The 13,029-nt window shown below is 38.4% G+C and carries 11 protein-coding genes; 10 read left to right on the forward strand and 1 reads right to left on the reverse strand.

The annotated features are described in order from the left end of the window. Positions 1-57: 57 nt before the first annotated feature. Positions 58-1,335, reverse strand: coding sequence for an amidohydrolase family protein (locus KZZ04_RS06795; RefSeq protein ID WP_138528921.1), 1,278 nt, complete (start codon positions 1,333-1,335; stop codon positions 58-60). Positions 1,336-1,478: 143 nt separating this feature from the next. Between KZZ04_RS06795 and KZZ04_RS06800 the strand changes: the two genes are divergently transcribed. The 10 genes from KZZ04_RS06800 (at position 1,479) to KZZ04_RS06845 (ending at position 13,028) form a co-directional block, all read left to right on the forward strand. After that, a complete protein-coding gene (locus KZZ04_RS06800; protein ID WP_219422230.1) occupies positions 1,479-3,308 on the forward strand; it encodes a DUF885 family protein in 1,830 nt (609 codons plus the stop codon). A gap of 96 nt (positions 3,309-3,404) precedes the next feature. Then, on the forward strand, positions 3,405-3,917 hold the full coding sequence (locus tag KZZ04_RS06805) for a YcgN family cysteine cluster protein (RefSeq protein WP_219422231.1): 513 nt from the start codon (positions 3,405-3,407) through the stop codon (positions 3,915-3,917). Then, on the forward strand, positions 3,917-4,432 hold the full coding sequence (locus tag KZZ04_RS06810) for an RNA methyltransferase (protein WP_058405309.1): 516 nt from the start codon (positions 3,917-3,919) through the stop codon (positions 4,430-4,432). Before KZZ04_RS06805 ends, KZZ04_RS06810 begins: the two co-directional genes overlap by 1 nt. A 156-nt stretch (positions 4,433-4,588) precedes the next feature. Next, positions 4,589-5,494 (forward strand): ABC transporter substrate-binding protein, encoded by a 906-nt coding sequence (locus KZZ04_RS06815; protein ID WP_219422232.1) that lies wholly within the window; start codon positions 4,589-4,591, stop codon positions 5,492-5,494. 85 nt (positions 5,495-5,579) lie between these two features. Further along, positions 5,580-6,830: an L-fucose:H+ symporter permease gene (gene fucP, locus KZZ04_RS06820; RefSeq protein WP_138528915.1), complete on the forward strand. Its 1,251-nt coding sequence runs from the start codon at positions 5,580-5,582 to the stop codon at positions 6,828-6,830. A gap of 241 nt (positions 6,831-7,071) precedes the next feature. Continuing rightward, complete coding sequence (locus tag KZZ04_RS06825) at positions 7,072-8,961, forward strand: methyl-accepting chemotaxis protein (RefSeq protein ID WP_219422233.1); 1,890 nt, start codon at positions 7,072-7,074, stop codon at positions 8,959-8,961. Between the two features lie 2 nt (positions 8,962-8,963). After that, on the forward strand, positions 8,964-10,052 hold the full coding sequence (locus KZZ04_RS06830) for a GGDEF domain-containing protein (RefSeq protein WP_219422234.1): 1,089 nt from the start codon (positions 8,964-8,966) through the stop codon (positions 10,050-10,052). Between the two features lie 8 nt (positions 10,053-10,060). Continuing rightward, complete coding sequence (locus KZZ04_RS06835) at positions 10,061-10,675, forward strand: DsbA family protein (protein WP_058405314.1); 615 nt, start codon at positions 10,061-10,063, stop codon at positions 10,673-10,675. Between the two features lie 222 nt (positions 10,676-10,897). Next, on the forward strand, positions 10,898-11,650 hold the full coding sequence (locus KZZ04_RS06840) for a DUF3450 domain-containing protein (RefSeq protein WP_058405315.1): 753 nt from the start codon (positions 10,898-10,900) through the stop codon (positions 11,648-11,650). 10 nt (positions 11,651-11,660) lie between these two features. Continuing rightward, positions 11,661-13,028 (forward strand): MotA/TolQ/ExbB proton channel family protein, encoded by a 1,368-nt coding sequence (locus tag KZZ04_RS06845; RefSeq protein ID WP_219422235.1) that lies wholly within the window; start codon positions 11,661-11,663, stop codon positions 13,026-13,028. The last annotated feature ends 1 nt before the right edge of the window (position 13,029 follow it).

Consider the following 13,029-nt stretch of genomic DNA (forward strand, 5'->3'; position numbering starts at 1 on the left):
AACGATGTGTTTAATACCAAATAAGGCTGATCTTAATGACCAGCCTTTGGTTAAATTTTATTTTTCAGCTTTATAAACAATACCCGCTTTCATAACGAAAGGAATTTGCTCTAATGTAGAAATGTTTTTTAATGGATTTCCTTCAACTGCAATAATATCCGCGGCAAATCCGGTTTTTATTTGCCCGAGCGTATTTTGCATTTTTAAAAGCTTGGCACTGTTTATAGTTGCTGATTGAATGGCTTGCAGTTCAGTCATGCCAAATTCAACCATACGTGAAAATTGCTTTGCATTATCACCATGTGGGTAGATGGCCGCATCGGTTCCAAAGACCATATTTACACCGGCTTTAACTGCTCTGCTAAAGCTATCTCTTTGTTTTTTTGAAACTTGACGTTCTTTATTTAAGTTTTCTTCGTCTACACCATTTTGTTCGCCAAAGCTTAATGTATATTCTGTGTTGTATATGTCCATTGAAAGCCAAGTCCCATGCTTTTTAGCCAAGGCAATGGCTTCATCGTCTAAAAAGCTTGCATGTTCTACGCTGTCAACACCGGCAATAATGGCTGTTTTAATCCCACTTGTACCATGTGCATGAGCAGCAACAGGAAGGTCGCGCATATGTGCTTCTTCAACAATGGCCTTCATTTCTTCAAGTGAGTATTGTTGTACACCTACTTTTGTGCCCTTTGAAAATACACCGCCTGTTGCGCAAAACTTTATAGCATTGGCTCCATACTTTATATTTTCACGCACTTTTGTTCTAACGGCCCATGGCCCATCGGCTACGCCGGTTGAGGTATATTTTAACTCAGGCGGTAAGCGGTTATTGTCACAATGCCCGCCTGTTATACCAAGAGATGGACCTGCAGCCCAAATTCTCGGGCCTATAATATCACCTGCATTAATACCGTCACGCACCGCAATAACACTATAACCATCTGCGCCAACATTTCTCACAGTGGTAAACCCGGCTTCGAGGGTTTTTTTAGCAAAATAGGCCGATTTTACGGCCATGCGTGGGATTGACTGACCTAACCGCTCACTACGTGAAACAGTAGGATCACTTGTTAAATGCACATGCATATCCATTAAGCCTGGCACTAATGTTAACTGCGGTAGATTTATATGTTCATCACTTTTGCCAACTAGCGGCTTTTTGTTGCGTTCTATCGAGGTGATTACGCCGTTATCAACAGTAATAAGAGGGGATTGAATAAGTGTGCCATTTTCTACATCTAACATGGCCTTTGCAGAAATGTAGGTAACTGCTTGAGTGGGTAAACTACTCAAACATAACATGGCGACTGAGGCTGATAACAGGTGCTTTTTCATTTTTTAATTCTTTTATATGACATTAAAGTTATTTTGACTTTACCAAGCTTAAGTAAAAGTGCAATAAAATAACGACTAAGTTACTACTTTATTTAGATTAATTTAAAGCTCATAATCGGTTTGTATTTTTTAAAAGGATTAACATGAAATTATTAAAATTAGCACTTGTGGCTGCATCAGTGATGGGTGCTTTAACGGGGTGTAGCAACACTGCGCCTCAACAAAGTAATAGTAAACCGGTTTCTTCATCTATAAATGCTGTGGTGTCAGAGCTATCTGCTGAGCAACAACTTGATGTGCTAGTTAACCAATATTATGAAGAGTCACTCACGTTTGCACCAATTCGTGCTACATACAGCGGAAAAAATGAATTTAATGATGTATTCACGCCTGAGATCTCAGTTTTAAACCGTGGTAAAAAAGCGGCTTTTTATAAAAAGTATCAACAACGCCTTGGCTACATTGATTCTGAGCAGTTAACAGGGCAAGCGCTATTAAGTTATGAAATTTTAAAGCGCGACTTAGCACTTAATTTAGAAGGAATGCAGTTTCCTAGTTATCTTTTGCCGATAAATCAAATGTCGGGTGCGCATAATATTTTTGCGGGCTTTGGCTCTGGCCAAAGTGCACAACCTTTCAAAACTATGAACGATTACGCTAATTTCATAAAACGTAGTGGTGGGTTTGTTAAGTGGCTTAAAAGTGTTGAGCTTTCTATGGCTGAAGGTATAAAACAAAATATTGTTTTACCTTTGCCACTTGCAAAAAAATTAGCGCCACAATTTAGTGCGCATGTTGTCAATAAGGCTGAAGACTCACTGTTTTGGGGGCCTATCAAGAATTTACCAGACTCGTTTACAGCAGAGCAAAAACAAGAAATAACAGCCCAATACCGTGATTTGATCATGACGCAATTAGTCCCCGCTTATCAAAGCATGCACACATTTTTAATTAATGACTATATTCCTAATAGTCGTGCTTCAGTAGGCTACAGCGATTTTACCAATGGTAAAGCTTGGTACGAATATCAAATAAAGAAAAACACAACACTTAGCCTGTCTGCCGATGAAATTCATGATATAGGTTTAAGTGAAGTATCTCGTATTTTAAGTGAAATGAAACAGGTAAAACAAACAGTCGGCTTTGATGGCGATTTACCTGCATTTTTTACTCATTTACGTGATTCTGATGAGTTTTACTTTAATACCGCTGAAGAGCTTGTTGAAGCGTACGAAAACGTTAAGAAAAAAATAGATGCTAAAGTACCGCTGTTATTTGATGTTGCGCCTAAAGCCCCTTACGTTGTTAAACCCGTTGAAGCGTACCGTGCGCAATCTGCGGCAGGTGCTTCTTATGCTGCTCCAGCCCCAGACGGTTCTCGCCCAGGTATTTTTTATATTAATACATTTAATTTAAAAGCACAGCCTAAGTTTTTGCTTGAAACACTCTCTATCCATGAAGCGGCGCCGGGTCATCACTTTCAAATTGCTCTTCAACAAGAAATTGACGGCTTACCTGATTTTCGTAAATTTGGAGGGTATACGGTTTTTGCTGAAGGGTGGGCGCTTTACGCTGAAAGCTTAGGAAAAGAGCTTGGTTTATTTACCGACCCGTATATGTGGTACGGGCGTTTAGCCGACGAGCAATTACGAGCTATGCGCTTAGTACTCGACACCGGTTTTCATGCAAAAGGATGGACACGCGAGCAAGGTATACAATATATGCTTGCCAACTCTTCAATGGCTAAAAGTGATGTTGTTGCAGAGGTTGAGCGTTATATTGCGTGGCCCGGGCAAGCTCTCTCGTACAAATTAGGGGAGTTTAAAATTAAAGAACTTCGCGATTATTGTAAAAAAGAGTTAGGAAACCGGTTTGACATTAAGGCGTTCCATACGCAAATATTAATAGATGGCGCATTACCCATGCCTATTTTAGAGAAAAAAGTTAAACGTTGGGTGCAGTCGCAGCAATAAACTACGCGCAAAGCGAGTATCGTTTTAAGGTATTGGCTTTGCGCCATTTAATGCATTACGGTAGAATGCGCGCTCTAAAAGGGGCGTGAGTACACTATGTTTGATCAACAGTTAGCAAATACACAATTTTGGCTTAAAAAAAGCCTGAGCGAAATGAGCCAAAGTGAATGGGAAGCTATTTGTGATGGCTGTGGTAAGTGTTGTTTAAATACATTTATAGATAGTGAAGACGAAGATGATTTTGCCCCAACCGATCAGCTACGTGAAGGTGAGCAGCTTATTTTCACTAATATTGTGTGCCAGTATCTTGATAACAATACTTGTGGGTGTAGTGAATACGAAAACCGACAAACTTTGGTACCCTCTTGTGTAAAACTTACTAAAGAAAACCTTAAAGATATATTTTTTATGCCGCAAAGCTGCAGTTACCGACGTTTACACGAAGGACGAGGCCTTGCATCGTGGCATCCGCTAGTGAACAACGGCGATAAAGCTTTCATGCACGAACTCGGTATTTCAGTGAAAGACAAAACAGTGAAAGACTGTGATGTAAAATTAGATGACTTTGATTTATATATTGCAGAATGGCCAACAAAGGATTGCGATTAATGAGTAAGTTACAAGCAAGTATTGGCTTAATAAACCCAAAAAGCCCCACCAACGTTGGCGGCGTTTTGCGAGCTGCAGGGTGTTACGATGCAAATCAGGTTTACTTTACGGGTAATCGTTATCTTAACGCAAAAAAGTTTCATACCGACACTAAAAATGTGGTTGAGCGTATTCCCTTAACACCTACGGATTGTTTGGAACAATGTAAACCGCAAGGAGCTACTGTCGTTGTTATTGAGCTCATTGAGGGGGCGACTCCTTTACCCGAGTTTGAGCACCCAGAAAATGCATTTTATGTATTTGGCCCTGAAGATGGCTCAGTTTCAAAAGACGTACTAAAGTGGTGCGACGAAGTCGTGTATATACCGACCATTGGCTGTATGAACCTTGCAGCAACCTGTAATGTCGTGCTTTATGATAGGCTTGCTAAATTAGGTGGCGTTAAAAGTAGCGATGACACCATAATAAGCTCGCGCGATACTAACAACAAAATGAAATGGGTAAAACCAGCTTAATATCTTCCTTTAAACGCCAATAAACCTTATTAATTGGCGTTTAAACTTTGTATACATTCCCCTTTTAACGCTTACTTAGAGTCCTTTTAATTAAATTTTATTTCACTGCTCGTATGTGAACTACACTTAACTAAATAAATTTATGATAATTTTAATATGCATATTGTTATTATTTTATTAGCGTTAGTTAGTTGTTTTAGTACTGCAAGTACATCAGTGAGTTATCTTAACAAAAGCACACTTACCACTGTTGAGGGTCAGCGTTATAAGTCAGGAGTATTATATAAATCACCTAACAATAAGCGTACTTTGCATATTGCTACTTTGAACTGGCCGCCTTACATAAGCGATAGCCTTTGCAATAAAGGTTGGGTTTATCATTTTGCTGTTGCTTTACTAAATAGCCGAGGTTATGACGTTTATATCGAGTTTTTACCTTGGGCGAGAGCTGTACGAAATGTTGAAATAGGGAAAGCCGATATTTTAATGCCTGAATATTTTATAGAAGACACAGCCCACTCTGACTTTGTTGAAAATAGAACCAGACGAGAGTTATTAGGTATTTCAAATACATTTAAAGGTGGGAATATTGCTTTTTTAAAGCGTAAAAACTCACCGGGTATTTTTACAGGTAACTTAAATTCGTTAAAAGGTGCAAAAATAGGCGTTGTTAGAGGGTATCAAAATACCCCTGAGTTTGATGCAATGATGGATAACAATGAATTTAGTATTATAAGTGCTGTAGATGACCTACAACTAGTGCAGCTACTCGTTGCAGAACGTGTGGATCTTATTATTGGCGATCCAGTTGTATTGGCGTATTCAGTTAAATACTCAACATTGAATGACAATGCTAAATCAAAGTTGCTCAATTTTATAGAGCAAGATGGCAAGCCACTTCGTTATAACCCATTGTATTTTGCAATTAGTAAGCAAACACCCAACTGGCTTGAAGTACTTGAAGACATTAACCAGGCTTTATATCACTTTAACAATAGCGGCGAAACTAAGCGATTAATTGATGTAATTTCAGCTGAGTGTCCGAGCACAAGTTTGAATTGAATTGGAACGTTCTTATTTTGGTGTGATAAAAAAACTTATTAACAATGTAGAATCAGTTTAACTTGTTAATGGAGTGAAAATAAAAATGAGCACACTGAACACTAATCAACCCTATGGCGTGAATGAACAGCAAAAAAATAATTATCTGTTTCCTTTGACTGCCATGACTACCTTATTCTTTTTATGGGGATTTATAACCGTTTTAAACGACGTGCTTATTCCTAGATTAAAAGGTGTATTTGATCTCACATATTTTGAAGCAATGTTGGTGCAGTTTTGCTTTTTTGGTGCCTATTTCATTGTATCTATCCCTGCAGGTATTTTAGTTAAACAACTAGGCTATAAAAAAGGAATATTAACGGGGCTCATTGTTGCCTCTATTGGTTGTATGCTTTTTTACCCTGCCGTAGTGGTTCATGAATATTGGTTGTTTTTAGGTGCATTGTTTGTACTTGCTGCAGGTATAACGGTGTTACAGGTGTCTGCTAACCCATACGTTGCGGCTCTTGGTCCTGACAAAACAGCCTCTTCACGATTAAATTTAGCACAAGCACTTAATGCACTGGGCACTACTGTAGGGCCTTATGTAGGAGGGATTCTATTTTTCGGAACGGCAGGCACATTAGCAGCATCTGCTGCATCTGCAGAATCAGTAAAAGTACCTTACTTAATGCTAGCAGCGGCACTTTTACTCATTGCTATTGTGTTTGCATTTATTAAGTTACCAGAAATAGAAGCCCACAAAGATGACAGCACTGATACCGAAACGCGCTCATTAATGCAAGCACCGCATTTAACTATGGGGGTTATTGCTATTTTTTGTTATGTAGGTGGCGAAGTGGCCATTGGTAGTTTTTTAGTTAACTATTTTGGTGAAGCACACATCGCCGGGCTTGAAGAGCATGCAGCCGCTGCACTAATTAGTTATTACTGGGGTGGCGCTATGGTAGGGCGTTTTATTGGCTCTGCTTTATTACAGAAAATTGCGCCCTCTAAGGCTATTGCTTTTAATGCGATAAGTGTTATTGCTTTGTTATTAATCACTATCTTTACACAAGGTGACGTGGCTTTATATTCAGTACTGGCAATTGGTCTATTTAATTCAATTATGTTTCCGACTATTTTTTCTGTCGCAATTGAAAAATTAGGCGCGCTAACAAGTAAAGGCTCTGGTTGGTTATGTTTGGCTATCGTAGGTGGAGCTTTGGTTCCATTATTACAAGGATATATTGCTGATACTGTAAACATTCAAGATAGCTTTTTTGTTCCTATGCTATGTTATGTATTCATCGCTTGGTATGGTTTAAATGTGGTTCGTTTAGCTAAAAAGTGGTAAAGAGCAGGCTGTATAATAATGACTGAATACGTATTCAGTCATTATTAATCCTCCTTTTAACTGGAACATTCCAAAATGAGTTCTTATCTAAAATTAATTACTTAAAATTTACAATCAAGTTTACCTAATCCTTTTTTATTGTTTTTAAGTGGTATTTTCGTAAAAAGCGAAAATTGCTAAGACAATCCTCCCAATATTTGCTAAAACTAAACTGCTAAAAATTAAAAAATAAAGGGCATTTATGTTTGGGGCACTTAAGTTCACAACAAAAGTTACAATAGCAGCGTCAGTAGTACTTGTTTTGGTGTTAGGCTTATTTACCGTAAATAACTACACCACTTTAAAAAACCAAACACAAACGCAACTTGCTTTGGTGCTTCAACAAAACTCAGAGTCAGTGTCGCAAAACATTGCAAGCTGGCTAAATGCCAAACTATCAATCGTCAATGCGTTTGCCCAAACGCACAAACCATCTGATTCAAACACATTGACGCTTTCTCAATTAAATACGGCTGAATTAGCAGGTGACTTTAAAAATACTTATATAGGCCAATCAAACGGTAATTTTATTTTAAACGACCAAACAGTAGTTTTACCTCCTGATTTTGATGCGACGTCGCGCCCCTGGTATAAATTGGTTGAAAATAAAACCAACACCGCTTTTACAACTCCTTATATAGACGTAACAACCAATGAGCTAACTATATCTGCCGTTGTGCCTATAAACCACAATGATCGCTTTGTTGGGGTTGCAGGCGCTGATATAGACATGCAAACGGTCACAGACATTATTAACGACATTGACTTCTTAGGGTTAGGCTACGGCTTTTTGCTCGATGACAACGGTCAAATATTAAGCCACCAGCAAAGCAGCTTTAATTTAAAAAATATTTCAGCGCTTTTTGGCACTAAGCCACCTCTGAGTAGCGAGTTTGTTGAATATAAAATTGCAGGCGAAACTAAATTGGTTTCGTTTAATAAAATCCGTGGAATCGAAAATGTAAATTGGTATTTAGGGGTTGTTATAGATCAACACAAAGCATTTGAGAGTGTATCCAGTTTTGGTAAAACAGCATTTATATATTTAATTGTAGGTACGATAGTCATTGTAATTTTAATGCAATTTTTGCTTCGTTACTTAATGCGCCCAATGAATCGGTTAAATGATGCTATTAAAGATATTTCTCAAGGAGAGGGCGATTTAACACGTCGTTTAGAAATAGAAAATGACGATGAGTTTGGTGAGTTAAGTCATTCATTTAATGTGTTTATCGAAAAAATTCAATCTTCAATAGAGCAAGTTAAAGATACAACTGTCCTTCTTGATGGTGTTATAGCAAGCCTCCTAACGCAAACGCATTCATCACTTGCTATGTATGACGATCAAAGTATGCGAACAGATAGCGTTGCAGCTGCAATTAATCAATTTACAGGGATGACATCAGATATATTCAATAGTGCGTCTGACGCATCAACACTTGCAAAAGATGCAAATCAACACTCGACACAAAATCAAGAAATATTAAGTAACAACGTTGCTGGGATTCACGAACTGTCTGCCAATATAGAGCAAGCTCAACAAACTATTAATAGCTTAAATGCACATACAGAAAGCATTGGTAATGTTTTAGAAGTGATTAAAGGCGTGAGTGAACAAACCAACTTACTTGCATTGAATGCGGCTATTGAAGCAGCTCGCGCAGGTGAAGCAGGTCGAGGTTTTGCAGTAGTGGCAGATGAAGTTCGACAATTAGCTCATCGCACCAAAGAATCAACGCAAGAGATAGAAGAAACAGTTATAGAATTGCAAAAAGGGTCAACTTTGGCGGTTGAGTTAATGAAAACAAGCTTGCAAGGCAGCGAAAAAAGCGTGTCAGAAGCGGATGCTGTTGGTGAATTAATGCAGCAAGTAATAGAGGATATAAAACAAATAAGCGCTGCCAATCATGTTGTTGCTGGCGCTACAGAAGAGCAAAATCAAGTTGTTAAATCACTTGATGCGGATATACAAACCATCAGCGAGTTGTCGATTCAAAGTAAAACCAACCTAAATAATACGCTAAACGAATGCACAAAACTGAGGCAACAATTCGGTGATTTAGAACAAATGGTTAAAAAGTTCAAAGTATAAATATGGAAAAGGAAACCTTGAGTAAGTCGAGCTGGCGCAATTTAATTAACATAGATAGCGTTTACAATTCTGACAGACAGCGTCAAGCATTTTCGTTATTTGCAATGATAGCTTTCGCAATTGTTGTGTTAGGTTTTTTACTTTTAGCTAATTATGATGTGTATGCACCTATTCTCAGTGTCGCTTTGCTCGTTGCTAATATGACGATTATTGCCTGTACCGTTTACTTTTTTAAAACAGGTAAACTAGAGGTTGTATCTATAACGACCATGTCGATCATATTTATTATGTGTATTGCGCTGATATATACGGGAGGGAAAGAAAACACGGCGCTTTACTGGCTTATGTTTTACCCAGTTGTTACTTTTGCAACGTTAGGAGTAAGATTGGGGTTTTGGCTAAGTTTTAGTCTGATCCTTTGCTGTATAGCGCTTTTATATGGTCCTAATTTTGGACAAGTCGATTACGGCATTGTTGAAAAATCACGCTTTATGGCTTCGTTTAGTTTGGTATTTACGTTTTCGTTTATTGGTGAATTTTTTAGGCAAAAAAGTCACGCGTCTATTGCTGAAATCACATTGGCACAAAAAAAGGATGCGTATACCGATCAGTTAACAGGAGCTGCTAACAGACGCTTTGTTACATCTCATTTTTTTAAACTGGTTAGCGATAATCCGGATAATTATTTACCGTTCTCAATTTTACTTTTGGACTTAGACCATTTTAAATCTATTAATGATAACTATGGCCATGACAGTGGTGATACGGTATTAATTGAATTTACTAAAATGTTAGAGTCACAATTTAGCCGTGATTCAATAAAAGCGCGTTATGGTGGGGAAGAGTTTGTGGTGATATTACCTAAAGAAACAATCGAAACCGCTGAAAAAGTTGCTAATAGTTTTAGAGAAAGTGTCGCCAATACAACGCTTTTGAATGTTGACAGCAAAAACGTAGCACTTACCTGCAGCATAGGTGTAGCACAAGTTAATAAGCTAGCAGACTACAATGATGCGCTAAAACAAGCCGATCGATGCCTTTATAAAGCAAAGGAAACGGGTCGAAATAAAGTTGTCTCAGCTTTTACTTAGGAGTTGTTATGTTTCAAAGTAAGTTAATTTATATACACGATCCAATGTGTAGCTGGTGTTGGGGCTATGCGCCTACGTGGCTAAAATTAAAAGAACAGCTTGAGCACAAGATTATTGTTGAATATAAAGTGGGTGGTTTAGCACCCGATAGCCAGCAACCCATGGAAAAAGCAATGAAAGCAATGCTTGAAGAAACGTGGCATAAAATACAAAAGCAGTTAGGCACAGAGTTTAATTATGACTTTTGGCGTAATTGCGAGCCTCGTCGTTCTACTTATCCGGCTTGTAGAGCAGCTCTTATCGCGCGTAAAACCAATAAAGAAGCACAAATGATAGAAGCAATTCAGCATGCTTACTATTTAAATGCGCAAAATCCATCAGATGAAATCACGCTAGTAGAACTAGCTGAAGGAATCGGTTTTGAAAAGACTGCGTTTGCAGATGAGTTAGCGTCATTATCATTAAATAATGAATTAAGTGACGAGCTTAATTTTATAAAAACGTTGCCTATTAACGGTTTTCCTTCTTTAGTGTTAATTCATAACAACAGCTACTACCCCATTGCGGTTGATTACACAGATTGGCAAAGTACCTATGACAAAATTAGTAGCATTATTGATTAATCGCTCTTCAACAGCCTGCTAGTTTATTTATTTTTAATTTACAAAACCTCTTTAATACCAAATTATGACAGCTGTCATAAAAGCGACTTTTTTGCGCAACATCCTTGTCATCTTTTATCTATAAACTTCCTTTCATTGAATTATTCAAACCAATAAATCTCTGTTTATTGGTTTGAAATACAACCTAGCAAATCCGCTAATTAACGAGTAAAGGTGTATGCGATGAAAGGCGTTAAACCATTAATCTTAGCTGGTATTGTGGCCGCAAGTGCAGCAGTACACGCTAACGATTTAGACAAGGTTATTGATAAAAGCAGTGAAATAAATATATCAGCTGCGCAATCACAAACAAAAATAGACAAGATTGCAGATTCAATGCAAGGTCGTTTACAGCAGTTTAAAACACTCAATAAAGAAATTGATGGTTTAGCTGTATACAACGCGCAGTTAACCAAACAACTTAATAATCAGATTGAAGAAATGGAATCGCTTAACCTATCAATGGATCAGGTTTCTATTATTGAGCGCCAAATTACCCCGCTTATGATGCGAATGATCACCGGTCTTGAGCAATTTGTATCATTAGACATTCCTTTTTTACAAGACGAACGCGCAAAGCGTTTAGCATCACTTAAAGCCATGATGGACCGTGCCGACATTACGTCTAGTGAAAAATTTCGTCGTGTACTTGAAGCTTACCAGGTAGAGGTCGATTACGGGCGCACTATTGAAGCTTACACTGCATTGCTAGATGTAAACGGTAAAGAGCGTGAAGTTGATTTTTTACGCATTGGCCGATTAGAGCTGATTTACCTAACGCGTGATGGTAAACACGCTGGTAGCTACAACACAGAGACCAAATCGTTTGAAGCTTTACCTGATTCAACAATAAGTCAAATAAATAAAGGTTTACGCATAGCGCGTAAACAACTTGCCCCAGACATGCTAACTCTGCCAGTACATGCAGCAGAATAAGAGGTTAAAAATGAAATTGTTTACTCAAATAACAAAAGTGGCGCTGTTTGCAACAAGCATTAGCTTTGCAGGTGTTAGCACTGCGGCAGAAACAATGGATCTAGATTCATTATTAAAAGCATTAGAGAGCGGTAAGTCTGCACAAAGCGAGCAAAACAAACAACGTGAACAAGAGTTCGCGTCTCGTCAAAGTGAACAAGTGCAAATGCTTAAAAACACACAAGCTAAACGTAATCAAATGCTTGTTGAATCAGAGCGACTTGAAACACAATTTGAAGAAAATGAAGTTAAACTTGCTAACTTAACCGATACCTTGTCAAAACGTATGGGGTCACTTAAAGAATTATTTGGTGTTCTACAGCAGGTAGCTGGAGACTCTAGCAATAAATTTGCAACGTCGGTTGTATCCGCTCAATTACCGGGTCGTAGTGACTTTATGGATGAGTTAGCTCAAAAAATGGGTTCAACGTCTAAACTAGCGTCAATTGAAGATATTGAAAAAGTTTGGTTTGAGCTACAACGTGAAATGACTGAACAAGGAAAAGTAAGTCGCTTTAATACAACCGTTATTATAGAGGGTGGTAATAAAGCAGAGCAAGAAGTTGTACGCGTTGGTGCGTTTAACTTAATTTCTGAGGGGCAATATTTAGAGTACAGCCCTGGGACAAATACACTGAGTGCGCTTACTCGTCAGCCAGTATCTCGTTATACCTCTACGGCTGCTGTTTTACAAAATGCCAAAAGCGGTGTTGTACCGTTTGCATTAGACCCAACTGGCGGTTCTATTTTAGGCTTACTTGTTCAAGCACCTGATACATCAGAACAAGTACACCAAGGTGGTGCAGTTGGTTATGTTATTTTAGGTGTTGGCTTATTGGCTTTATTAATTGCTATTGAGCGTTTTATTTCATTGTTGCTTGTTGGCGGAAAAATCCGTCGTCAGCTAAAGGATTCGGTTGCTCGCGACGACAACCCATTAGGTCGTGTAATGAAAGTAAAAGACGACTACCCAAATGTAGCGTACGACACGCTTGAGCTTAAATTAAGTGAAGCAATTTTACGTGAAATGCCAAAAATTACCCGTAACTTAACGCTGATTAAAATCATCTCAGTGGTAGCCCCCCTGCTTGGCTTACTAGGTACCGTCACGGGCATGATCAACACATTCCAAGCTATTACATTATTTGGTACGGGCGACCCTAAACTAATGGCTGGTGGTATTTCTCAGGCACTAGTTACGACCGTACTTGGCTTAGTTGTCGCAATCCCAACTGTGTTTATTTATACATTACTAAATACACGTTCAAAAGGCTTATTGCTTATTTTACAAGAGCAAAGCGCAGGTATTATTGCAGAGCGAAGCGAGAAGGGAGAATAAA

Source organism: Pseudoalteromonas sp. CR1, assembly GCF_019392235.1.
Taxonomy (GTDB): domain Bacteria; phylum Pseudomonadota; class Gammaproteobacteria; order Enterobacterales; family Alteromonadaceae; genus Pseudoalteromonas.